The sequence below is a fragment of the Methylobacterium sp. WL7 genome, from assembly GCF_008040085.1.
Taxonomy (GTDB): domain Bacteria; phylum Pseudomonadota; class Alphaproteobacteria; order Rhizobiales; family Beijerinckiaceae; genus Methylobacterium; species Methylobacterium mesophilicum.
The window spans coordinates 1-21,666 of record NZ_VRVG01000054.1; the positions used below are offsets into that span (position 1 = coordinate 1).

The 21,666-nt window shown below is 70.1% G+C and carries 24 protein-coding genes; 4 read left to right on the plus strand and 20 right to left on the minus strand.

Going from position 1 to position 21,666, the window contains the following annotated elements; translation table 11 throughout:
* Positions 1-149: 149 nt before the first annotated feature.
* The 9 genes from FV233_RS15260 to FV233_RS15300 form a co-directional block, all read right to left on the minus strand.
* Complete coding sequence (locus tag FV233_RS15260; protein WP_147855519.1) at positions 150-2,042, minus strand: TRAP transporter large permease subunit; 1,893 nt, start codon at positions 2,040-2,042, stop codon at positions 150-152.
* 12 nt (positions 2,043-2,054) lie between these two features.
* The gene (locus FV233_RS15265; protein WP_147897943.1) at positions 2,055-3,071 is read right to left on the minus strand and encodes a TRAP transporter substrate-binding protein; all 1,017 of its coding nucleotides are present in this window, start codon (positions 3,069-3,071) and stop codon (positions 2,055-2,057) included.
* A 231-nt stretch (positions 3,072-3,302) separates the two neighbouring features.
* Positions 3,303-4,184 carry an NAD(P)-dependent oxidoreductase gene (locus tag FV233_RS15270; protein ID WP_147897944.1) on the minus strand — a complete coding sequence of 294 codons (882 nt, stop codon included), beginning with the start codon at positions 4,182-4,184 and terminating at the stop codon, positions 3,303-3,305.
* Positions 4,175-5,197, minus strand: coding sequence for a transketolase family protein (locus FV233_RS15275; protein ID WP_147855001.1), 1,023 nt, complete (start codon positions 5,195-5,197; stop codon positions 4,175-4,177). Before FV233_RS15275 ends, FV233_RS15270 begins: the two co-directional genes overlap by 10 nt.
* A complete protein-coding gene (locus FV233_RS15280; protein WP_187278118.1) occupies positions 5,194-6,057 on the minus strand; it encodes a transketolase in 864 nt (287 codons plus the stop codon). The genes FV233_RS15275 and FV233_RS15280 overlap by 4 nt, the downstream gene beginning before the upstream one ends.
* A 10-nt stretch (positions 6,058-6,067) precedes the next feature.
* Complete coding sequence (locus FV233_RS15285; RefSeq protein ID WP_147897945.1) at positions 6,068-6,817, minus strand: SDR family oxidoreductase; 750 nt, start codon at positions 6,815-6,817, stop codon at positions 6,068-6,070.
* Between the two features lie 215 nt (positions 6,818-7,032).
* Complete coding sequence (locus FV233_RS15290) at positions 7,033-7,929, minus strand: LysR substrate-binding domain-containing protein (protein WP_147897946.1); 897 nt, start codon at positions 7,927-7,929, stop codon at positions 7,033-7,035.
* A gap of 92 nt (positions 7,930-8,021) precedes the next feature.
* Positions 8,022-8,312, minus strand: coding sequence for a hypothetical protein (locus FV233_RS15295; RefSeq protein ID WP_147897947.1), 291 nt, complete (start codon positions 8,310-8,312; stop codon positions 8,022-8,024).
* A 115-nt stretch (positions 8,313-8,427) separates the two neighbouring features.
* A complete protein-coding gene (locus tag FV233_RS15300) occupies positions 8,428-8,841 on the minus strand; it encodes a hypothetical protein (RefSeq protein WP_147857359.1) in 414 nt (137 codons plus the stop codon).
* Between the two features lie 257 nt (positions 8,842-9,098).
* Between FV233_RS15300 and FV233_RS15305 the strand changes: the two genes are divergently transcribed.
* The 3 genes from FV233_RS15305 (at position 9,099) to FV233_RS15315 (ending at position 10,565) form a co-directional block, all read left to right on the plus strand.
* The gene (locus FV233_RS15305) at positions 9,099-9,806 is read left to right on the plus strand and encodes a hypothetical protein (protein ID WP_147897948.1); all 708 of its coding nucleotides are present in this window, start codon (positions 9,099-9,101) and stop codon (positions 9,804-9,806) included.
* 119 nt (positions 9,807-9,925) lie between these two features.
* The gene (locus FV233_RS15310; protein ID WP_147897949.1) at positions 9,926-10,195 is read left to right on the plus strand and encodes a hypothetical protein; all 270 of its coding nucleotides are present in this window, start codon (positions 9,926-9,928) and stop codon (positions 10,193-10,195) included.
* 106 nt (positions 10,196-10,301) lie between these two features.
* Entirely contained in the window at positions 10,302-10,565 is a 264-nt protein-coding gene (locus FV233_RS15315) for a hypothetical protein (protein WP_147897950.1), read from the plus strand.
* Positions 10,566-10,592: 27 nt separating this feature from the next.
* Here FV233_RS15315 and FV233_RS15320 read toward each other — a convergent pair whose 3' ends face one another.
* From FV233_RS15320 to FV233_RS15365, 9 genes are all read right to left on the minus strand, one after another.
* Positions 10,593-11,489 carry a dihydrodipicolinate synthase family protein gene (locus tag FV233_RS15320; RefSeq protein ID WP_147897951.1) on the minus strand — a complete coding sequence of 299 codons (897 nt, stop codon included), beginning with the start codon at positions 11,487-11,489 and terminating at the stop codon, positions 10,593-10,595.
* A 127-nt stretch (positions 11,490-11,616) separates the two neighbouring features.
* Positions 11,617-12,618, minus strand: coding sequence for a branched-chain amino acid ABC transporter permease (locus FV233_RS15325; protein WP_147897952.1), 1,002 nt, complete (start codon positions 12,616-12,618; stop codon positions 11,617-11,619).
* A 9-nt stretch (positions 12,619-12,627) separates the two neighbouring features.
* Positions 12,628-13,530 carry a branched-chain amino acid ABC transporter permease gene (locus tag FV233_RS15330; protein WP_147855732.1) on the minus strand — a complete coding sequence of 301 codons (903 nt, stop codon included), beginning with the start codon at positions 13,528-13,530 and terminating at the stop codon, positions 12,628-12,630.
* A gap of 333 nt (positions 13,531-13,863) precedes the next feature.
* Positions 13,864-15,096 carry an ABC transporter substrate-binding protein gene (locus FV233_RS15340; RefSeq protein ID WP_147897954.1) on the minus strand — a complete coding sequence of 411 codons (1,233 nt, stop codon included), beginning with the start codon at positions 15,094-15,096 and terminating at the stop codon, positions 13,864-13,866.
* Between the two features lie 98 nt (positions 15,097-15,194).
* The gene (locus FV233_RS15345; protein WP_187278119.1) at positions 15,195-15,920 is read right to left on the minus strand and encodes an ABC transporter ATP-binding protein; all 726 of its coding nucleotides are present in this window, start codon (positions 15,918-15,920) and stop codon (positions 15,195-15,197) included.
* Positions 15,913-16,665, minus strand: a complete 753-nt coding sequence (locus FV233_RS15350; protein WP_147855729.1) for an ABC transporter ATP-binding protein — start codon at positions 16,663-16,665, stop codon at positions 15,913-15,915. Before FV233_RS15350 ends, FV233_RS15345 begins: the two co-directional genes overlap by 8 nt.
* Positions 16,666-16,755: 90 nt before the next feature.
* Complete coding sequence (locus tag FV233_RS15355; protein ID WP_147855728.1) at positions 16,756-17,448, minus strand: GntR family transcriptional regulator; 693 nt, start codon at positions 17,446-17,448, stop codon at positions 16,756-16,758.
* 160 nt (positions 17,449-17,608) lie between these two features.
* A complete protein-coding gene (locus tag FV233_RS15360; RefSeq protein WP_147897955.1) occupies positions 17,609-18,391 on the minus strand; it encodes an SDR family oxidoreductase in 783 nt (260 codons plus the stop codon).
* Complete coding sequence (locus FV233_RS15365; RefSeq protein ID WP_147858045.1) at positions 18,388-18,582, minus strand: hypothetical protein; 195 nt, start codon at positions 18,580-18,582, stop codon at positions 18,388-18,390. Before FV233_RS15365 ends, FV233_RS15360 begins: the two co-directional genes overlap by 4 nt.
* Positions 18,583-18,729: 147 nt before the next feature.
* On the opposite strand from FV233_RS15365, the gene FV233_RS15370 reads away from it, so the two are divergent.
* Positions 18,730-20,073, plus strand: coding sequence for an amino acid permease (locus FV233_RS15370; protein ID WP_147897956.1), 1,344 nt, complete (start codon positions 18,730-18,732; stop codon positions 20,071-20,073).
* A gap of 27 nt (positions 20,074-20,100) precedes the next feature.
* Here FV233_RS15370 and FV233_RS15375 read toward each other — a convergent pair whose 3' ends face one another.
* Positions 20,101-20,652 carry an SAM-dependent methyltransferase gene (locus FV233_RS15375; protein WP_238259781.1) on the minus strand — a complete coding sequence of 184 codons (552 nt, stop codon included), beginning with the start codon at positions 20,650-20,652 and terminating at the stop codon, positions 20,101-20,103.
* A gap of 250 nt (positions 20,653-20,902) precedes the next feature.
* The gene (locus FV233_RS15380) at positions 20,903-21,661 is read right to left on the minus strand and encodes an ABC transporter ATP-binding protein (RefSeq protein ID WP_147856343.1); all 759 of its coding nucleotides are present in this window, start codon (positions 21,659-21,661) and stop codon (positions 20,903-20,905) included.
* Positions 21,662-21,666: the final 5 nt, after the last annotated feature.

The window sequence follows — 21,666 nt, forward strand, 5'->3', positions numbered from 1 at the left end:
CACGCTGGCTGGCGCCTTCTGCTCAAACCGCTCCAGGACAGCCCGCCACGGGCAACCCGATCCGTCCGATGCTTGCGTCATCGCAACGAGTTAGGCCCGAGCCAAACACCTTGAAAGGGCTGGGTCTCGGACCTTTCGGATCCCCGGTTTTAGAGGAACCCGATCGAGAACCAGGGGACCAGGATGATGACGACGAGGCCGATCAGCAGGGCCAGGATGTAGCCGACGATCGGGCGCATGCCCGCGTCCGGGTGGATCCGGCTGATCGCGCAGGCGGCGTAGTAGCCGACCCCGAAGGGCGGGGCGAACAGCCCGATGCCCATGGCGAGGATCACCACCATCGCGTAGTGCACCTCGTGGACGCCGACCTGCCGGGCGATCGGGAACAGCAGCGGGCCGAACAGCACGATCGCCGGGATACCCTCCAGCACCGAGCCCAGGACGATGAAGGCGCCGGCCGACACGAACAGGAAGCCCACGGGGCCGCCGGGCAGGCTCTTCATCGCCACCGCCAGCGTCTGCGAGAAGCCCGACTGGGTCAGCGCCCAGGCCATGCCGGTGGCCGCGCCGATGATCAGCAGGATCGCCCCCGACAGGGTCGCGGTCATCACCAGCATCGGGTAGAGCCGCCGCCAGTCGAACTGGCGGTAGATCAGGAGCCCCGCCAGCACCGCGTAGACGATGCCGATGGTCGAGACTTCGGTGGCGGTGGCGATGCCCTCGACCACCGCGAAGCGGATCACGAAGGGCAGCGCCAGGGCCGGCACCGCCACCACGAGGGCCCGGCCGATCACGCTCCGCGACGGCCGGGCGACGTGGCTCAGGTCCTCCCGGCGGTAGCGCCACCAGACCAGCACGCAGAGAGTCACGGCCAGCACCAGGCCGGGCATCAGGCCGCCGGTGAACAGGGCCGTGATCGACACGCCGGTGACCGAGCCGATGGTGATCAGCACGATCGAGGGCGGGATCGTCTCGGTCTGCGCGCCGGTGGTGGCGAGCAGCGCCACGAGGTCGCCCTCCTTGGCGCCCCGCGCCTTCATCTCGGGAAACAGCACGGGCGCGACCGCGGCCATGTCGGCGGCCTTCGAGCCGGAGATGCCCGAGACGAGGTACATGGCGCCGACCAGCACATAGTGCAGGCCGCCGCGGACGTGACCGAGCAGTGAGGCCAGGAACCCGACCATCGCCCGGGCCATGCCGGTCATCTCGATCAGCAGGCCGAGGAACACGAACAGCGGCACCGCGAGCAGGATCAGGTGGCTCATGCCCTCGTCCATCCGCCCGACCACCACCATCGACGGGGCGTTGGTGGTGAGCGTGATGTAGGCGTAGGTGGACAGACCGAACGCGAAGGCGATCGGCACGCCGGAGAAGACCAGGGCGCCGACCCCGAGGACGAAGAACAGCAGCAGGTTGAGGTTGCCGAGCCCCATGAGCCAGGGCTGGAGCGCGATGAGCCCAGCCGCGATGCCGCCGCCGAGCGCCAGCGCCCCGACGGTGAGCCGCCAGTCGGCGGATTCCAGGAGACGGATCACGGCGACCAGCAGCATGAGGCCGAAGCCGATCGGGAGGGCGGCGGCCCGCCAGGCGTTGTTGAGTTCCAGCGCGGGGGTCTGGACGAAGGTCTCCTCGCTGGCGAATTCGAAGGCCGGCTCCAGCACCAGCGCCACGAAGATCAGGCCGGCCACCAGGGCGACCGTCTCTAGGAAGGCGCGCAGGCGCGGGCCGCACATCGCCACGATGGCGGTCATGCGCATGTGCTCGGCGCGGCGGAACGCGACCACGGCGCCCAGCATGGCGAGCCACAGGAACAGGATCGCGGCCAACTCGTCCGACCAGACCAGCGGCTCGCGGAACACGTAGCGGCTGACCACGCCGCCGAACAGCACGCCGATCTCGGCCAGAACCAGCAGCGCCGCCGGGATCTCCACGAGGTAGCCGAGGGCCACGTCCAGCTTGCGCAGCCAGGTCCTGGCGCGGAGCGGCGGCCCCGCCAGCTCAAGCCCGGCCGCGCTCTCGACGGCCGCGATATCGATCTGCATGCCGGTCGTCCTTCAGGTCAGCTTGCCGGAGACGTCTTCGAGATGCGCCCACGCCGCATCCCCGTACTTGGCCTTCCAGTCGCGGTAAAAGCTCGTCCGGCCCAGCGCCTCGCGGAACCGCGCGCGGTCGACGTCGACGAAGCTGATGCCCTTGGCGGCAAGGCTCTCCCGCAGGGACAGGCTGAGCTTGGCCACATCCGCGCGCTGGTCGGTGCCGGACCGGTCGAATTCATGCGAAACGGTCCGGCGCAGATCCTCCGGCAGGCGCTGCCAAGCCTTCTTGTTGCCCAGGATCCAGTAGCCGTCCCAGACGTGCCCGGTCAGGCTGCAGGATTTCTGCACCTCGTAGAGCCGGGCCGTCGCCGTGATGGCAAGCGGATTCTCCTGCCCCTCGACCACCTTGGTCTGGAGCGCGGAGTACAGCTCGTTGAAATTGATCGGCGCCGCGCCGGCATCGAGCGCCTTGAACAGCGAGGTCAGCATCGGCGCCGGCGGCACGCGGATCTTGAAGCCCTTCAGGTCTTCGGGCGTCTTGATCTCGCGGGTCGAGGAGGTGATCTGCCGGAAGCCGTTGTCCCAGACCTTCGAGACGGTGAGGATCGGCGTCTTGGCGATCTCGGCCCGGACGTAGGCGCCGAGCCCGCCATCCATCGCCGACCAGACCGCGTCGTAATCCTTGAACGCGAAGCCGGTGTTGGGAAGGCTCGCGGCCGGCACGAAGGTGGCGAGGATCGAGGTCGCGAGGTTGAAGAACTCGACGCTGCCGTTGCGCACCTGCGCCAGCAGGTCGGTGTCGGAGCCGAGCTGGTTGGCCGGGAACAGCTTGATCTCCAGGCGCCCGCCGGTCGCCTCGCGGATCCGGTCGAGGGCTTCCTGCGCCCGGACGTTGACCGGGTGGGTCGGGTCCTGGCCGGTGGCGAGCTTGTAGGAGAACTCGGCCGCCTGCCCGCGCCGGGTCAGGATGCCGAAGACCGGCACGGCGGTCGCGCCCACGAGCAGGCTGCGGCGGCTGAAACGCGTGTCGCGCATGATTTCACTCCCTGGGTCGTCCCGAGCCGCGCGATCCCCGCCGTTATCCGGTCGTGTGGATTCGTGCGTCCCTTCAGTCTTCGCGGCCCGGTACTGGTATCCGGGGGACCGCTTCTGTGCGTCTCACGCGCCGTCTCTTGCTCCGGCGCCGATCATCCAGGCTCAGCGGCGCGGGGACAAGCCGTGGCGGCGCACGAACGCCGACACTTCACCGCTCCCGTGCCCGCCCGTTCAGTCCCCGTTGAGGGCGCGATAGGCGCGCACCACCTGGCTGTCGTCGGCGGCGCCGTCGCCGCGGCCCGATGTCGAGACGAAGAGCTGATGGGCCAGCGCCGCGAGCGGCAGGGCCGCGCCGGCGCTGCGGCCGGCCTCCAGCACGATGCCGAGATCCTTGACGAAGATGTCGATCGCGCTGGTGACCTCCGGCTCGGCCTCCAGCATCCGGGGGCCGCGGTCGCGCAGCATCCAGCTCGATGCCGAGGAGCCCGAGAGGATCTCCAGCACCACCGCGAGATCGACCCCGACCCGCCCGGCCAGGGCCATCGCCTCGGCGGCGGCCGCGATGTGGACGCCGCACAGGAGCTGGTTCACGGCCTTGACGGTGGCGCCCTGGCCCGGCCGCTCGCCGACAGGGAAGATCCGGTCGCCGAGCGCATCGAGCACCGGGCGGATCTCCGCGAGCGTCGCGGACGGGGCCGCGGCCATGATCGTGAGCTTGGCGGCCTTGGCCCCGACGACGCCCCCCGAGACCGGGGCGTCCACGAACCGGCGGCCGGTGGCCGAGACGCGCGCCGCGATGGCCTCCACGGCCCCCGGCGGACAGGTCGCCATCAGCACGACGATCCCGTCGGGCGCGAGTGCGTCGAGGGCGCCGTGTGAGAACAGCACGTCCTCGGCCTGGGCGGCGTTCACCACCATCAGCAGGAGCGCGTCGGCGCCGTCCGCCGCCTGCGCCAGGGTCTCGGCCGGTGCGCCGCCTGCTGCCACCAGCGCCGCGCGGCTCTCCGCCCGGATGTCGTAGCCGCGGACGGAAAAACCCGCGGCGACGAGGTGGCCCGCCATCGGCAGGCCCATGGCGCCGAGGCCGACGAAGGCGAGGCGGCTCACAGCCATCCGCGGATGCTCCGCGCCATGGCGGCCGCCGAGATCCCGTAGCGGTCGTGGAGCGTCGGCAGGGCGCCGGCATCCAGGAACTCGTCCGGCAGGCCGATCTGGCGGAAGCCGCGCTCCGGCATCGTTCCGTTGCGCATCAGCACGCCCGCCACCGCCTCGCCGAGACCGCCGATCACCGTGTGGTTCTCGGCCACCACCACGAGGCGTCCGCCACGTCGGGCCTCGTGCAGGATGGTCGCCTCGTCCAGAGGCTTGATCGTCGGCACGTGGAGGACCGCCACGTCGATCCGGTCGTCGCGCAAAGCGTCCGCCACTTCCAGCGCCCGCATGGTCATCAGACCGGAGGAGACAACGAGCACGTCGCGTCCGTCGCGGATCGTCTTGGCCTTGCCGAGCTCGAACGTGTAGCCGTACTCGTCGAGCACCAGCGGGACGTTGCCGCGCAGGAGCCGCAGGTAGACCGGCCCCTTGTGGGCGGCCATGGCCGGCACGACCTGCTCGATCTCGTGGGCGTCGCACGGGTCGATGATCGTGAGGTTGGGCATGCCGCGGAAGATCGCGAGGTCTTCCGTCGCCTGGTGGCTCGGGCCGTAGCCGGTGGTCAGGCCGGGCAGGGCGCAGGCGATCTTGACGTCGAGATTCTCCTCCGCGATCGCCAGGCAGATGAAGTCGTAGGCCCGCCGCGCCGCGAACACCGCGTAGGTGGTGGCAAACGGCGTGAAGCCTTCGCGGGCGAGCCCGGCCGCCGCGCTCATCAGGAGCTGCTCGGCCATCCCCATCTGGTAGAACCGCTCGGGATGGGCCTGCGCGAAGATGTGCAGGTCGGTGTATTTCGACAGGTCCGCCGACAGGCCGACGATGTCGGGCCGGGTCTTGGCGAGCTCGACCAGGGCGTGGCCGAACGGCGCGGCCTTGGTGCGCTGTCCGGGGGCGGCCAGCGAGGCGATCATCGCCGAGGTCTTGAGGCTGCCGCCCTCCCGCGGGGCGGGCTTCTCGTATTTCGAGCGTCTCACCGCACCCTCCCTTCGTCCAGGATCGCCAGCGCGCGCTGCCACTCGTCCGGCTCGACGCGCAGGAAGTGGTTGCGCTCACGTGCTTCCAGGAACGGCACGCCCTTGGCCATGCGCGTGTCGCAGATGATGATCCGGGGCTGCGGCCCCGGGTGGTTCCGGGCGGCGTCGAAGGCCGTCACCAGCGCGTCGATGTCGTTGCCGTCGACCCGCTGCACGAACCAGTTGAACGCCTCGAATTTCGGGGCCAGCGGCTCGAAATTGAGCACCCCCGTTGAGGCGCCGTCGGCCTGCATGCCGTTCACGTCGACGAGGCCGATCAGGTTGTCGAGCTTGAACGAGCCCGCCGACATGGCGGCCTCCCAGGTCGAGCCCTCGTCGAGCTCGCCGTCGGAAAACAGGTTGTAGACGAAGTTTTTCGAGCCCTTCCGCTTCAGGCCCAGCGCCATGCCGACCGCGATCCCGAGCCCGTGGCCGAGCGAGCCGCCGGTGATCTCCATGCCGGGCGTGTAGGCCGCCATGCCCGACATCGGCAGGCGGCTGTCGTCGCCGCCGTAGCTCGTCAGCTCGTCCTCCGGGATGATCTCCGCCTCGATCAGCGCCGCGTAGAGGGCGATAGCGTAGTGGCCGATCGACAGCAGGAACCGGTCGCGGCCTTCCCATTCGGGATCCTCGGGCCGGTAGGTCATGGCGTGGAAGTAGCTCACCGCCAGCACGTCGCTGATGCCCAGCGCCTGGGCGATGTAGCCCTGGCCCTGGACCTCGCCCATGCGCAGGGCATGGCGGCGGATGTGGTAGGCGCGCTCGCCGAGCGGGACGTTGGACCCCGCGCGGGGCCGTTCGGTCGGGGACGGAGACGTCATGGCGTGCTCCTCAGTGGATCAGCATGCCGCCGTTCACGTCGATCACCGCGCCGGTGATGTACGCGGACAGGTCGGAGGCCAGGAACAGGCAGGCGTTGGCCACATCGTCGGCCACCCCGAGGCGCCCCAGCGGGATGCCCTTGGCGATCTCGACCTTGAGCTCGGGGGTGAGCTTGCCGCCGGTGATGTCGGTCTGGATCAGGCCGGGCGTCACGGAATTGACCCGGATCCCGTCGGGGCCGAGTTCCCGGGCCATCGCCTTGGCGAGGCCCAGCACGCCGCCCTTGGCGGCGCTGTAATGCGGGCCGCCGAAGATGCCGCCGCCGCGCTGGGCGGAGACCGAGGACATGCACACGATCGCCCCGGAGCCCTGGCCGCGCATCCCCGGGATCACGGCCTGGCTCATGTAGAGGGTGCCGCGCAGGTTCACGTCGGTGACCGCGTCATAGTTCTCCGGCGCGATATCCATGATCTTGAGCGGCTGGGTGATGCCGGCATTGTTGACCAGCACGTCGATGCGCCCGAGTCGGGCCACGATCTCCTCGGCGGCCCGGGAGCAGGCGGCCCGGTCGGTCACGTCGCAGGCGAGGCCGACATGGCCGGCGCCGAGGTCGCGGGCGGCGTCCTCGGCCTGGCCGGCATCGAGGTCGAGCACGGCGATGCGGGCGCCGTACTGGGCGAACAGGCGCGCCGTGGCCTTGCCGATGCCGCGGGCGGAGGCCGCCCCGGTGATCAAGCAGACCCGATCGTTCAACAGCATGGGACCCTCCCGGCGATCCGCGCGCGTGCGGGATCGAAGCCTGTCGTCGCGACGGAGGCTGAAGCCGGCCGGCGACCGCGATCCGGAGATCGGCGGCCTCGCGGTGACGTTTCCTCGCGTCTTGTTCGTTGGGGCGACATTGGCCCGGTGAGACCGGCCGCGACAAACGCGAATCCTGCACCCGCAGATGAATGGGATTCACCTGCGGGTGCGTGTCAGGCCAGCTCGGCGGCGAGATCGATCCCGAGTTCCCGGGCGAGCCAGCGGGCGAAGACCCGCAGCGGCGCCCGGCGGCGGGCATCGGCCGGGCAGACGAAATGGTGGCCGACGTAGCCGATGTCCTCCGCCCGCCCGGCGAGCGGCGCGACCAGGCGGCCGGCGGCGATCTCCCGCTCGGCGAGCCGGGTCGACTCGAGCGCCACGCCGAGCCCGTCTGCGGCGGCGGCCAGGGCCAAAAAGCTCCGGTCGAAGCGGATCGCGGCAGTGGGCGGCGCGGCCAGCCGGTTGCGCTCGAACCAATGGGTCCAGCGCACCTGCTTGTTGTCGCTCTGGATCAACGTCTGCGCGAACAGGTCGGCGGGGCCGGCGATCCGGGCGGCACGCTCGGGATCGCAGAGCGGCGTCACCGTCTCGAGCCCGAGCGGCATGCGGACGAGGCCTTCGCCCCGGGGTGGCCCGTAGACGATGTCGGCGTCGAACTCGTCGGTGATGAAGCGGGCGTAGTCCATGCCGGCGGCCAGCCGAACCTCGAAGCCCGGATGCTCGCTGAGGAAACGCGCCAGCCGCGGGACGAGCCACTGCGCGGCGAAGCTCGGGGCGCAGTGCAGGCGCAGCAATTGCGGCCCGCGGTTCGCCACGAGGTCGAGGCCGCGGTTCAGCTCCGCGAAGGCCCGGCCGACATGGTCGCACAGGGCCTCCCCGGCCGGGGTCGGCGTGATGCCTTGCCCGTTGCGCTCGAACAGGGCGACGCCGAGCGTCTCCTCCATCTTGCGGACGGCGTGGCTGACCGCGCTCGGCGACAGGTTCAGCTCGCCCGCCGCCGCCTTGAACGAGCGCCGCCGCGCGGCGGCCTCGAAGATCCGGACGGCGGACAGGGGGACGGGCGGACGCATCCGCGGCAGGATGGTCCGGCAATGACGGCGCTGGCAATGGCCGAAGGATCTTTGCGGACCTTCAGGTGGGCCCGCGCTGCGATGAGCCGGCTTCAGGCCGCCAGCGCCGCCTGCCCATCGCGGCCATGGGCCTGATCCATGATCTCGCCGACCCGTTCGCCGACGGCGATCGCGATGCCCGCCGAGGCGGGACCCTCCGAGCCCTGCTGGCAGATCCGGGTGAGGACGTCGGTGACGCGCTGTTCCATGACGGCGAGGATGGCCGCGGCCGCCGCGGGCTGGGCCCCGCGGAGCACGGCCGCGAGGTCGCAATAGGCGTCCTGGAGGAGCCGCAGGGTCAGGCGATCGACAGCCTGCTCGTCTTCAGCCTTCAAGACACCCATGCCACGCCTCCCTCGGGTCGCTCGCTGCAACTTGGGGACGACATATTAACGGCGCGTAAACCGGCAGGACCTTCGGAAGCCGTCGGCTAACCATGCCCCGCGCGGCGTCGCAGGCTCAGCAGCCTGAGCAGATCCCGCTCGCGGCCGCGTGGCCGCCTTTCAGGAGACGCTCCATCGCCGCGTCGCGGTCGTAGGTCTGCGCCGGGATCGTCGACGGGGCCGACCGGCCCGCCGCCAGGACCGGCGGCCTCAGGAGGTCGGCGGGGCGCAACGCCTCCCAAGCCAGGCGGCTGCGCCGGGACGAGTCCAGGGCTGCGCCCGGGTTCAGGCCCCGCGGCTCGAACGCCGGGACCGGGATCGTCATGGTCCCCGGTATGACGATGCGCGGCAGGGCGGCGACCGCCTCGGCGGGGGCCTCCGGGGTTGCGACCACCGGCACCGCGGCGACGGACGCCGGGGTGCGCGGCAACGCGCTGTAGGCCGTCGGCACGTTCGGCAGGCGCGAGCACGCTCCCGCCGACAGCAGCATGCCTAGGACCGCAATCCGCTTAACATTGATCATGATCGCCCTGATGCGATGCCGCAGCCCTAATCACCGCCGTAGGACCCTATGTTAACCACGGATTAAGCCATATGTCCAACCCACATGGCCAATTGAGACTTCTAAATAAATAAACAATACTTGTAGATAACGGGAAATCACGCGATAATCTCGGTCCGCTCAACCCGTCCGGACGGAAGCATCGCCGGCAGGGCCGGTCCAAGACCGGGCTCGCGACCTGCGTATTGAATACCGACTCTTCAAGAAAACGGTTTGCTCGGCGGCGCCCGCACGGCAACGAGAAGCTTGGCGGCTCCGGACAGCCGCCGAGATGGGTCATGAAGAGCGTTGCACATTCCCTGATGGCGGCGCTTGCTGCTTTCGCCGTCCTGTCGCCTTCGATCGTTGCGGCCGTTCCCGCGGGCCGAAGCGCGGAACAACCCCGCCCGCCGGTCGATCGCAGCGCGCTCATCGCGGAGCGACAGCAACAGAGGTGGCAGCAGCTTTCGGGCTCGATCTGCACCGGCTGCATCACGGTGGCCAACCGCGTCGCGCCGGTCAGCTACGACAAGCCGAGCCTGGTTAAGCTGGCGCAGCGCCCGACCCGCCTCGCGACGGCCTCGGGGCGGCCTCGGGCGAAGGTGCGGCTCGCCCAATCGCGACGCGCCAAGATGCGGCTCGCCCAAATACGACTTGTCCAGATGCGCAAGCGCTACGCCCGGCTTCATCGGCACGACCGGCGCCGGCTCGCGGCGGGGGCGCTCCCGGTCCGGTTGGCGAAACGCCCGCCGCCGCAGACACTCGCGCTGCAGGGCGGGCTACCGGTCGGGCCGATCCGCGTCGAGTACCGGTTGCCCGAACACCCGGTCGAGCGGCCGTGGGTGCCTCAGGACGACAACCGCTGGCACGCGACGATCCTGCCGGCCTCGTCGGTACGCCCGCGACGATCCTGACACGACGCGCGGCGCCGTCACGGCGGACGCCGGGATCGGAACGCGATACACCGCCCGGCAGACCGGGACGGGCGATCGAACCCCGCCTCCCGCATACCGTTGTGCCGGCGGAGTTTCCCGTGACCGTCATCCGCCTCGTCGCCGCCGGCCTCGCCGTCTCGCTCAGCCTCGGCTCGGCCCGGGCGGTGGATCGCGATCTGACCGGCAGTATCGCCCGCCCCGCCGGGGGCGAGCCGGCTCAGGATATCGCGGTCGCCGCCCCTGACGGGCGGACCACCGCGGTCGTGCTTCCCAAGCAGAGCGTGACCATTTCGGCCCCCGTCCAGAGGGTGCTGCCACCGCTGAAGCCTCTGCCGAAATGGGATCCGCGGGTCTGCATCGGCTGCTGAGCGGTGTCCCGCGAAGGCGCCGCCGGCCAGACGGCTTCAGATCGGCGGAACTTGGCGGCGGACGCGCGCGTCGAACCGGTAACCCCATCGATCGCCCGAGTTGACCATGCGCGCCATCCTCCTCGCCGGCCTCTGCCTGTCGCCGCTTCTCGCGACCCCCGTCCTGTCCCAGGTGCAGCAGAACAATCCCAACGCTGCGAACCAGTCCATGGAAAACAACAACCAGCTGCGGTCCCTGCGCCAGGAGCAGACGACGCAGGGCAACACGCTCCGGATGGAGATCCAGCGGAATCAGGCCGCGACGCCGGCCCCCAACACCGGGCCGAACGCGGTCGCCCCGATCGGCGGCGGAACCGGGATCGGCCGCTGAGCCGAACCCGGGTCCCGCCGCCCGCGATCAGGCGATTGCGGGCAGGGCGGGGCGGCTCTCGATCGCCTTGCGCACGATCGCCTCGACCTCGGCCCGCCGCGCCCCGGACAGGGGCTTGCGCGGACCGCGCACATGCTCGGTCGAGTTGATCGCGAGGGCTTCGGCGAGCTTGATGTTCTGGACCAGGTAGGTCGAGACATCAAGGTCGAGGAGCGGCCGGAACCAGCGGTAGATCGCCAGCGCCTCCTGGGTGCGCCCAACCTGCATCAGCCGGTAGATCGCGACCGTCTCCGCCGGGAACGCGCAGACGAGGCCGGCGACCCAGCCGCAGGCGCCGACCGCGAGCGCTTCCAGGGCGAGGTTGTCGACGCCGGTGAGGACGGCGTAGCGGTCGCCGAGCCGGTTGATGATCTCGGTGGTGCGGCGGATGTCGTCGGAGGATTCCTTGATGGCCACGAAGCGCGGATCCGCGGCCAGTTCCTCCATGATCTCGGGCGTGACGTCGACCCGGTAGGCGACGCGGTTGGAATAGATCATCACCGGCAGGTCGCCCGCGGCCGCCACGGCCCGCAGGGTCTCGACCGTTTCGGCCGGATCGGTGTGGTAGATCGGGCTCGGCACCACCATCAGGCCGCTGGCGCCGGCCTTGGCCGCCTTGGCGGCGAGGTCGCAGGCCTCGCGGGTGCCCGCCTCGGACACGGTCAGCAGGGTCGGCTTGCCCTTGGTGACCGACTGAGCCCGCTTGAGCACGTCGATGCGCTCGTCCTGGGTCAGCATCGGCCCCTCGCCGAGCGAGCCGCACACGATGATGCCGTCGCATCCGGCGTCCATCTGGAGGCTGAAGCAGCGCTCCATCTCGGCATGGTCGAGGCTGCCGTCGGGCTTGAACTTGGTCGTGACGGCGGGGATGACACCGGTCCACATGGTCGAATTTCCTTTTGTGTCAACGGTTTGAACAGTGCCGCGCTCGGGTCGCGCGGCCATGGCTTCGCCCACGCCTGGCACGGCGCGGCGGCGAAATCGGCCTGCCCGTCGGGGCAGGAGGCGCGGCTCAGGCCGCCTCGGCGGCCGGGGCGGGTGCGCGGGTGGCGGTCGGGACCGGGCGCGTCTTGCCCCGCTCGGCCCGGCGGCGGCGCAAGTGCAAGAACTCGCCGACGACGCCCCGCCGGAAGAACGAGACGCAGACGATGAAGATCAGGCCGATCACCACGGTCACGAGGTCGCCGATGGTCGCGAGGTAGTTCTGCAGCCCGACCACGAGCCCGGCCCCGAGCAGCGGTCCGAAGATCGTGCCGACGCCCCCGAGCAGGGTCATCAGCACCACCTCGGTGGAGGTGTGCAGCGAGACGTCGTTGAGGGAGACGAGCTGGAACACCAGGGCCTTCATCGCCCCGGCATAGCCGGCGACCGCCGCCGAGATCACGAAGGCCAGGAGCTTGAAGCGGTCGGTGTCGTAGCCGAGCGACGTCGCCCGCGCCTCGTTGTCCCGCACCGCCTGCAGGATCTGGCCGAAGGGCGAGTGGACCACGCGGTCCACGAACAGGAAGCCCGCCGAAAACAGCGCCAGCGTCACGTAGTACATCACCGTGTCGGAGGTGAGGTCGAGCCCGAACAGGCTGCCGCGCGGGATGCCCTGGAGCCCGTCCTCGCCGCCGGTCCAGCGGATCTGCACCGCCAGGAAATAGACGATCTGCGAGAGCGCCAGGGTGATCATCGCGAAGTAGATGCCCCGCCGCCGGATCGCGAGGCCGCCGATGGCGAAGCCGACCAGAGCCGCCGCGGCGACGCCCGCCACGAAGGCCGCCGGCATCCCCAGCGGGTGGTTGCCGAAGCGGATCATCAGGGCGCCGGTGACGTAGCCGGCGCTGCCCAGGAAGGCGGCGTGCGCGAAGGACACGAGCCCGGTGAAGCCCAGGAGCAGGTTGAAGGCGCAGGCGAACAGCCCGTAGCACATCACCTTCATCACGAAGACCGGGTAGATCAGCCCCGGCACGAAGGGGACGGCGAGGGCGAGCGCGACCAGGACGAGGACGATCTTGAAGGTGTTCGACATCGGCTCCCCTCAGACTTCGCGGCCGAACAGGCCGGCCGGGCGCACCAGCAGGGCCAGCGCCATGATGACGAAGACCACCACGGTCGAGGCCTCCGGGTAGACCACCTTGGTCAGCCCCTCGATCAGCCCGAGGGCGAGGCCGGTCATCATCGCGCCGAGGATCGAGCCGAGGCCGCCGATCACCACCACGGCGAAGACGATGTTGAGCAGGTTGCCGCCCATCAGCGGCGTCACCTGCATGATCGGCGCGGCCAGCACCCCGGCGATGCCGGCCAGCGCCACGCCGAACCCGTAGGTCAGGGTGATCATCACCGGCACGTTGATGCCGAAGGCCTGGAGCAGGCGCGGGTTCTCGGTTCCGGCGCGCAGGTAGGCGCCGAGCTTGGTCCGCTCGAACAGGTACCAGGTGCCGAAGCAGATCAGCAGCGAGGCCACGACCACGAAGACGCGGTACTTCGGCAGCAGCATGAAGCCGACATCGACCGGCCCCTGCAGGATCTCCGGCGGCTCGTAGCCCTGGCCGGAGACGCCGAACACGTATCGGAAGCCCCCCTCCATCACCAGCGCCACCCCGAAGGTCAGGAGCAGGCCGTAGAGGTGGTCGAGATGGTAGAGCCGGCGCAGCAGCGTGCGCTCGATGACCATGCCGAACAGGGCGACGCAGAGCGGAGCCAGAACCAGCGCGACCCAGAAACTGATCTGGAAATCGGGATAGCCGAGCCAGGGCCCGATCTGGGTCAGCCCGATCCAGGCCAGGAACGCCGCCATCATGAACTGCGCCCCGTGGGTGAAGTTGATGATGTTGAGCAGCCCGAAGATGATCGCGAGCCCCATGCTCAGCAGGGCATAGAAGCAGCCGCCGATCAGGCCGATGGTGAGCTGGGCCATGAAGGCCTGGAAGGTGATGTCCATCGTGGGGTCACCGGCGGGTTGGAGGGGTCGGACGGTCTTTTCGGGGATGCGCCACCAGGGCTACGGCTACGCAGGGTCGAGACACGGTCGCTCTTGCAGGGCTCGACGTGCCCCCTCTCCCGAGCGGGAGAGGGTTGGGGTGAGGGGCCAGGTCTTTCCGGAGATGTCGCATCCCTCACCCTGTCCCTCTCCCGCTCGGGAGAAGGGACCTTCGCTTTCTACGGGCGACGATGTGACCGCGCCCGCCATGCAACCCTCTGTAGTCCGCTGCCACACCGGGGAGGGGACGCGCGCCATCCCGGAGGCCGGTGCGCGCCCTTGCGCGATATTGCTTCAGCCCTTGGCGTTGAGCGGGCAGGCATCGGAGGGCTTCGGGAACACGTCGTCGCCCTTCAGGACCGCCCGGACGTTGTAGAAGTCCCAGTCGCGCTTGGATTCCGCCGGCTTCTTCACCTGCAGGAGCAGCATGTCGTGGACGAGGGCGCCGTCGGTGCGCAGCTTGCCGTTGCGGATCACCGCGTCGTCGATGGTCATGGTGCGCAGCTTGCCCATCACGGCGCCGGCCTCGTCGGTGCTCGCCGCCTCGATCGCCTTCAGGTAGCTGAGTGCGGCCGAGTAGACCGCCGCCTGCGACGCGCTCGGCATGCGCTTCATCTTGGCGAAGTACTTCTCCGCGAAGGCGCGCGAGCGGTCGTCGTAGTCCCAGTAGAAGGCTTCGGTGAGGTACATGTCCTGGGCCTTGGCCAGCCCGAGGCTCTTAACGTCGGTGATGTAGGTGAGCAGCGGGGCGATCACCTGCTTGTCGCCGCGCCCGATGCCGTACTCGGCGGCCTGCTTGACGGCGTTGATCGTGTCGCTGCCGGCATTGGCGAGCGCGATCACCTGCGCGCCGCTCCCCTGCGCCTTCAGCATGAAGGAGGAGAAGTCGCCCCCCGGGAACGGGTGGCGCGAGACGCCCAGCACCTTGCCGCCCTCGGCCTCCACCATGGCGGAGGCGTCCTTCTCGAGGGAATGGCCGAAGGTGTAGTCGGCGGTGACGAAGTACCAGGTCTTGCGGCCGGTCTTCAGCAGCGCCTTGGCGGTGCCGGCCGCGAGCGCGTAGGTGTTGACCATCCACTGCGCGTTGAGCGGCGAGCACTTCTCGTTGATCGCCGCCATGGCGACCCCGGCCGAGAGCATCGTCACCCGGTTCTTCTGCTTGGCGATCTCCATCACGGCAAGCGCGGTCGAGGAGGTCGGGAAGTCAGCGATCATGTCGACTTTGCCCTGGTCGAACCATTCCCGGGCGAGGTTGGCGGCGATGTCGGGCTTGTTCTGGTGGTCGGCCGCGATGAGCTCGACGGGGGCGTTCAGCACCTTGCCGCCCATCTCGTCGATGGCGATCTGCGCCGCCACCGCCGAGCCGCGCCCGGTGAAGTCGGAATAGATGCCCGACAGATCGTTGAGGATGCCGATCCTGACGACGCCGTCGCTGATCGCCTCGGCGGCGAGCGCCGGCAAGGGGATCGACAGGGGAGCCGACGCGAGCGACGCGCCGAGAACGTAACCGATGAACCGTGACCGCATGTTCCCGCCTCCTGTTCGTCCGGACTACTCGCCCCTGCCGGAGCTTTGTCTGCGCATCGTCGTTTTCCGAAAGCCGGCAGCACCTTTCGGGATGAGGCTCAGAGGCCGAGCAGGCGCCCGACCTCGGCCTCCCGTGACGCCACCGCGTCCGCCGGGATCTCGGCCGCGACCCGCCCGTGCTCGATCACGTAGTGGCGGTCGGCGAGATGCCGGGCGAAGTGGAAGTTCTGCTCGACCAGCACGATGGTGAAGCCACGGCTCTTGAGCAGGGCCACCGCCCGGCCGAGCGCCTCGACGATGACCGGGGCGAGGCCCTCGGTGATCTCGTCCAGCAGCAGGATGCGGGCGCCCGTGGTCAGGATGCGGCCGAGCGCGAGCATCTGCTGCTCGCCGCCCGAGAGGCGGCCGCCGCCGCTGTCGGCCCGCTCGGCCAGGTTCGGGAACAGCGTCAGCACTTCGGCCACCGACATTCCGCCGGGACCGAGGCGGGGCAGGAGGGTGAGGTTCTCCTGGGTCGTGAGCGAGCGATAGATGCCGCGCTCCTCCGGGCAGTAGCCGAGGCCGAGCCGGGCGACCCGGTGCGTGCTGAGCCGGATCGTCTCCTGCCCGCGCACCCGCACCGAGCCGGCGCGCCGATCGGTCAGGCCGAGGATGGCCTTGAGCGTGGTGCTGCGGCCAGCGCCGTTGCGGCCGAGCAAGGTCACGCACTCGCCCTCGCGCACCGTGATGTCGATCCCGTGCAGGACGTGGCTCTCGCCGTACCAGGCTTCGAGCCCGCGGATCTCCAGGGCGATGGCGGCTTCGGGCAAATCTACCTCAGGCATGTCCGCCTCCGAGATAGGCCGCCTTTACGCCGGGATCGTTGGAGACCTCGGCGTAGCTGCCCTGGGCGAGGATCTCGCCGCGCTGGAGCACGGTGATCGCGTCGCAGAGGTCGGCCACCACCGACATGTTGTGCTCGACCATCAGGATGGTGCGGCCCACGGCGATCCGCCGGATCAGCCGCTTGATCCGGTCGACATCGTCGAGGGCCATGCCCTGGGTCGGCTCGTCGAGGAGGAGGAGGGGCGGATCGAGGGCGAGCGTCGTGGCGATCTCGAGGGTGCGCTTGCGCCCGTAGGAGAGATCGGCGGCGTTGGTGTCTGCGTAATCCGCCAAGCCGACATCGGACAGAAGCGCCATGGCCTCGTCGTCGAGCACGGACAACGAGCGAATCGAGCGCCAGAACCAATATTGCGTCCCCAATCGCCGCTGGAGCGCGACGCGGACATTGTCACGCACGCTCATGTGCGGGAAAGTCGCCGAGATCTGGAACGAGCGCACGATTCCCCGCCGGGCGATCGCCGCCGAACTCTCGTGCGTGACGTCGGTGCCTTCGTAGAGGATGCGTCCGCCGGTCGGCGTGTGGACCTTGGTCAACAGATTGAAGAACGTGGTCTTGCCGGCGCCGTTGGGGCCGATGAGCGCGTGGATGGCGTGACGGCGGACCGCGAAGTCGACGTCCCGGACGGCGGTGAAGCCTCCGAACGCCTTGGTCAGCCCTTCCGTCACCAATGCGTGCTCAGCCACGACACCCTCGCCGGCTCCATTGCTGTAGATTGTATAAAATCTGCATCCGCGTCAAGCATCCTGTGTGGCGACATCCGCGCCTTGGCGGGCTCACCCGGCCTGGGCGTTCCGGTAGATCGCCACCAGCGATACGGCGGCGTGCGCGATATGCGCTTGCAAGAGTTCGGCCGCCTGGGAGATCCGGCCCACCTCGCAGAGCGCCACGATCTGTGTGTGCTCGTGATCGGCACGCGCGGTGTCCCCGGAAGCGGACAGCTGCAGCCGCGTCGGGCGGTCGCAATCCTGCAGCAGGGCGGAGACGATGCTGAGCGAGCGGGGGCGATCGGCGTAGCGCAGCAGATCGAGGTGGAAGCTTCGGTTCAGCTCGCCCCACCGATCGACCTGGCCGGCCTCGAGGGCCGCGCCGTACCCGTCGGTGAGGCTGCGCAGCCTCCGGTAATCCGCCGCCCCGAAGCGGCGTGCGGAGAGCGCCAGCAGCGGCGGTTCGAGCTGTTCGCGCAGGCGGAAGATGTCTTCCACCTCCTCGACGGACAGGCCGGCCACCACCGCCCCGCGATGCGGCACGATCTTGACCAGCCCTTGCGCCTCCAGTTGCAGCAGCGCCTCCCGGACCGGGATGCGGCTGATGCCGAACTCCTCCGCCAGCGCGTCCTGGCGCAGCTGGATCCCGGGCGCGAACTCACCGTTCAGGATGCGCTGACGCAGCGATTCCGTGACCGCGGCCGAGACGGTCTTGTGGCGCAGGCGATCGGTGGCGGGGGACGGAGACGTCGGATCGGGCATCGGCACCTCGGCATGCGTGTAGATTTTATCCGAAGTTGATGCGCTGCGACAGACGGGGTCCTCACGGGGCCAAGACGTTGCCCGAAGGACGTCCCGCAGACCACCGGGCCGGCCCGACTGGGCGACGCCGCCCCCGCGGCGAGAGGGCCGGGGGTGCCGCTCAGTCCCCCCGTTCGCCGCGCAGGGTCTTGAGGCCGATGCCGGTCGCCTCGAAGCCGCCGTCGACGGCGAGCTGCTGGCCGGTGACGAAGGAGGCCCGTTCGGAGCAGAGGAACACGATCGCCTCCGCGAGTTCCGACTCCAGGCCGTAGCGCCCGAGGGGGACGGCATCGTGGTAGTCGGCGCGGATCTCCGGGCTGTGGACCGCCTTGGCCATCGCGGTGTCCACCGGCCCCGGGGCGACCGCGTTCACCCGGATCCCGAACTGCGCCAACTCGACGGCCTGCTGCTTCGTGAGCTGGGCCAGCGCCGCCTTGCTGGTGCCGTAGGCGGTCCGCAGCGTCGAGGCGCGCAGGCCCGAGATCGATGTGATGTTCACGATCGCGCCGCCACGTTCGGCGAGCAGCGGGACGGCCGCCTGCGTGCACAGGAACGGCCCCGACAGGTTCACGGCGAGCACCCGCGACCAATCGTCGAACGTGGTCTCCATCAGCGGCTTGAAGATCGCGATGCCGGCGTTGTTGACCAGCGCGTCGAGCCGCCCGAACCGGTCGGCGACCTGCCGCATCGCGCCTGCGACCGCTTGCGGGTCGGAGACGTCCGCGGTGACAGCCAGCACAGCCTCCGGCCGGCCGAGCCCGGCGGCGGCGGCCTCCACGGCCGGGCCGTCGATGTCGAGGAGGGCGACGCGCCACCCGTCCGCGAGGAACCGGCTCGCGGCAGCAAGTCCGATGCCGCGGGCCGCCCCCGTCACCAGCGCGGTCCGGTCGTGGGTGTCGCTCATAGCGTCATATCCGTCGGCGAGGGCCGCGCGTCGGCGGCGGGGGATCGTTCCGGCAGCGGCGCCTCGCTCATGGTGCGCGACAGCGGCACCACTCGAAACAGCTCCCACAGATCCATACGATGCGGGACTTGAATTTCCAGTCCTTCCGTCGGCAGCGCGGCACCGACCGCGAAGCCCTCTGCGCGCGGCAAACGGACGCCTCGGCACCTTCGGGGCCTGCATCCGCGTGACTGCGATTCGCAACGCGGCTAGCACGGTGATGGCGGGACCGTGCCGACGCGGTCCGGTCGTGCGCCGAGGCCCCCCGTCCCGGCGGCTGGCCGCGACGGGCCGACGTCATGACCGACCGATCCGGCGCTGCCAAAGCCGCCCCGACCGTCTCCACGCTGGCGGCGACGGCCATCGTCGTGGCCGACATGATCGGCATCGGCGTCTTCACCAGCCTCGGCTTCCAGGTCGCCGACATCCCGTCCGGCTTCACGCTGCTGCTGCTGTGGTTCGTCGGGGGCGTGGTCGCGCTGTGCGGGGCGCTCTGCTACGCCGAACTCGCCACGATGTTTCCCCGCTCCAGCGGCGAGTACAACCTCCTCACGCAGATCTACAGCCCGGCGATCGGGTTCATGGCCGGGTGGCTCTCGGGCACTGTCGGCTTCGCCGCGCCGGTGGCGCTCGCCGCCATGGCGCTCGGCCAGTACGGCAAGGCGGTGCTGCCCGGGGCGCCGCCGCTCCTGCTCGGCCTCGCGGCGATCTGGATCGTCTCGCTGGTCCACCTGCGGGGTACGCGCCACAGCAGCGCGTTCCAGATCGGGTTCACGCTGCTGAAGCTGGCGCTGATCGTCGCCTTCATCGGGGCGGGTTTCGCGTGTGGGGGCGGCCAGGCGATCGGCTTTTCGCCCGCTTCGTTCGATCCGGCGCAGGTCGTCAGCGCCAGCTTCGCGATCAGCCTCGTCTTCGTGATGTACGCCTATTCGGGCTGGAACGCCGCGACCTACATCGTCGGCGAACTCGCCGACCCGCCGCGCAGCCTGCCGCGGGCGCTGTTCTTCGGGACCGGCCTCGTCGTCGCGCTCTCGATCGCGCTGAACGCGGTGTTCCTCTACACGACGCCCGCCGCCGAACTCGCCGGTCAGGTCGAGGTCGCCGTGATCGCCGGCCGTCACGTCTTCGGCGATGTGGGCGGCCGCATCGTGGGCGGGCTGATCTGCGCCGGGCTGATCCCGACGATCGGCGCGATGATGTGGATCGGCCCGCGCGTCACCGTCGCGATGGGCGAGGACGTGGCTCTGCTGCGCCTGTTCGCCCGGCGCTCGCGGCGCGGGGTGCCGGGCGCAGCGCTTCTCCTTCAGGCCTGCATCGCCACCATCCTGCTGTTCACCCAGAGCTTCGAGGCGGTGCTCGACTTCATCCAGTTCAGCCTGATCCTGTGCTCGTTCCTAACCGTGATCGGGCTGATCAAGCTCCGGATCACCCGGCCCGACCTGCCGCGGCCGTTCCGGGCCTGGGGCTACCCGGTGACGCCGATGATCTTCCTGTCGGTGACGCTGTTCATGCTGGTCCACCTCGTGACCGTCCGGCCGCTGCAGTCCCTTGCGGGGCTCGCACTGATGCTGGCCGGCCTCCTCGTGTACGGCATCGCGACGGCGCGGGAGCGGACGACGGCGCGCAGGGCGCCGCCGCGGTGAGGCCGGGGCCGCGCGCGATCACACCTGTCAGGGAGCGGGCTTGAACGCCCGCAGGACGTCCAGCCGATACTCGGCGGTTCGCGACTGCTTCAGGACCCGCGCAAAACCTTGGGCGCCCGCGATGAAGCCTTCCGCCGCCTCGTCGCCGGAGAGCGGGTAATGGGTGACGCCGAGCCAGTGGACCAGCACGATGTCCGCTTCGGGAAGCACCGAGCCCGCCACCCGGGCGACCAGCCGGGCAAGGTCGGCGCGGTCGAGATAATAGGCGACCTCGGAGATCAGGATCAGGTCGAACCGCCCGTCCGGCCATGCGCCCGGGACGGCCGCGAGCTGGAAGCGCACGTTCGGGCAATCGGCGCAGCGCGCCCGGGCGTCGTCCAGGACGGACGGCACAACGTCGAGCCCGATCAGCGCGTCGCACCGGGGGCAAAGCTGATGCGTGAACACGCCGATCGAGCAGCCGACCTCGAGGCCCGACGCGTAGCGGGCCCGCGGCAGGGCCGCCAGCGTGGCCGCATACTTGTCGCGCTCATAGGCGCTCGTGGCGAAGCGCCACGGATCCGACTCCGTGGCATACATGCCCTTGAAGTAATCGGTATCGAGGCTCTTCGCGCGGCGGCCCGTCGGCGTCTCGGCCGGCTGCTTGGGGTCGGCCTCGGCGCCTGAGGCACTTTGAATTCCGAGCATCGCGCTCGTCACGGCCGCGCCTCCGGCTTGCAGCAGGCGGCGCCGGGAGGCTGGCTTGCGATCACGCACGAGGGGCCTCACCGCGCCTTCGGGACTGTGCCGGTGAAACCGGGCCCAGTCGGGGCGGTTCCGGGCTGCGGCGTCAGGCGGCGCTGCCCGCCGCGGCGCGGCCGCCGAGATACGCGGCGCGGATGTCGTCGTTGGCCCAGAGCGCCTGCGGGTCGCCTTCGAGGACGAGGCGGCCGGTCTCCAGCACGTAGCCCCGGTCGGCCACCGACAGGCCCATGCGGGCGTTCTGCTCGACCAGCAGCACCGTCGTGCCGCGACGGCGCACCTCCGCGATGATCGCGAACACCGCCTGGACGATCACCGGGGCGAGACCGAGCGAGGGCTCGTCGAGCAGCAGGAGCCGCGGCTTGGCCATCAGGCCGCGGGCGAGCGCCACCATCTGGAGCTGGCCGCCCGACAGGGTCCAGCCGAGCGCGTCGCCGAACCGCCGGATGTCGGGGAACAGCTCGAACATCGCCTCGACCTCGTCGCGCAGGGCGCGCTTCGGGACGCCGGACCGGTTCGAGGCGCCGAGCATGATGTTCTCGCGCACGGTGAGCCCCGGGAAGACCCGGCGCCCCTCGGGCACGTGGGCGACGCCGAGGCGCACGATCGCCTCGGGCTTCAGGCCGTGGAGCGGCTGCCCGTCGAGCAGGATGCTGCCGCCCGCCGGCTTCACGAGGCCGGAGATCGCCTTGAGGGTGGTCGACTTGCCGGCGCCGTTGGAGCCCAGCAGGGTCACGACCTCGCCCGTGCCGACCACGAACGAGAGCCCGCGCACCGCCTCGATCTCGCCGTAGCGGACGGTGAGGTCGCGGATCTCCAGGACCGGGTTCGACACGGCGGTGCTCATCCTGC

Excerpts from the sequence above, each read along its gene's own strand:
- FV233_RS15260 (WP_147855519.1), bottom strand. The coding sequence starts at position 2,042 with ATGCAGATCGATATCGCGGCCGTCGAGAGCGCGGCCGGGCTTGAGCTG.
- FV233_RS15265 (WP_147897943.1), bottom strand. The coding sequence starts at position 3,071 with ATGCGCGACACGCGTTTCAGCCGCCGCAGCCTGCTCGTGGGCGCGACC.
- FV233_RS15270 (WP_147897944.1), bottom strand. The coding sequence starts at position 4,184 with ATGGCTGTGAGCCGCCTCGCCTTCGTCGGCCTCGGCGCCATGGGCCTG.
- FV233_RS15280 (WP_187278118.1), bottom strand. The coding sequence starts at position 6,057 with ATGACGTCTCCGTCCCCGACCGAACGGCCCCGCGCGGGGTCCAACGTC.
- FV233_RS15285 (WP_147897945.1), bottom strand. The coding sequence starts at position 6,817 with ATGCTGTTGAACGATCGGGTCTGCTTGATCACCGGGGCGGCCTCCGCC.
- FV233_RS15290 (WP_147897946.1), bottom strand. The coding sequence starts at position 7,929 with ATGCGTCCGCCCGTCCCCCTGTCCGCCGTCCGGATCTTCGAGGCCGCC.
- FV233_RS15295 (WP_147897947.1), bottom strand. The coding sequence starts at position 8,312 with ATGGGTGTCTTGAAGGCTGAAGACGAGCAGGCTGTCGATCGCCTGACC.
- FV233_RS15300 (WP_147857359.1), bottom strand. The coding sequence starts at position 8,841 with ATGCTGCTGTCGGCGGGAGCGTGCTCGCGCCTGCCGAACGTGCCGACG.
- FV233_RS15315 (WP_147897950.1), top strand. The coding sequence starts at position 10,302 with ATGCGCGCCATCCTCCTCGCCGGCCTCTGCCTGTCGCCGCTTCTCGCG.
- FV233_RS15320 (WP_147897951.1), bottom strand. The coding sequence starts at position 11,489 with ATGTGGACCGGTGTCATCCCCGCCGTCACGACCAAGTTCAAGCCCGAC.
- FV233_RS15325 (WP_147897952.1), bottom strand. The coding sequence starts at position 12,618 with ATGTCGAACACCTTCAAGATCGTCCTCGTCCTGGTCGCGCTCGCCCTC.
- FV233_RS15330 (WP_147855732.1), bottom strand. The coding sequence starts at position 13,530 with ATGGACATCACCTTCCAGGCCTTCATGGCCCAGCTCACCATCGGCCTG.
- FV233_RS15340 (WP_147897954.1), bottom strand. The coding sequence starts at position 15,096 with ATGCGGTCACGGTTCATCGGTTACGTTCTCGGCGCGTCGCTCGCGTCG.
- FV233_RS15345 (WP_187278119.1), bottom strand. The coding sequence starts at position 15,920 with ATGCCTGAGGTAGATTTGCCCGAAGCCGCCATCGCCCTGGAGATCCGC.
- FV233_RS15355 (WP_147855728.1), bottom strand. The coding sequence starts at position 17,448 with ATGCCCGATCCGACGTCTCCGTCCCCCGCCACCGATCGCCTGCGCCAC.
- FV233_RS15360 (WP_147897955.1), bottom strand. The coding sequence starts at position 18,391 with ATGAGCGACACCCACGACCGGACCGCGCTGGTGACGGGGGCGGCCCGC.
- FV233_RS15370 (WP_147897956.1), top strand. The coding sequence starts at position 18,730 with ATGACCGACCGATCCGGCGCTGCCAAAGCCGCCCCGACCGTCTCCACG.
- FV233_RS15375 (WP_238259781.1), bottom strand. The coding sequence starts at position 20,652 with ATGTATGCCACGGAGTCGGATCCGTGGCGCTTCGCCACGAGCGCCTAT.
- FV233_RS15380 (WP_147856343.1), bottom strand. The coding sequence starts at position 21,661 with ATGAGCACCGCCGTGTCGAACCCGGTCCTGGAGATCCGCGACCTCACC.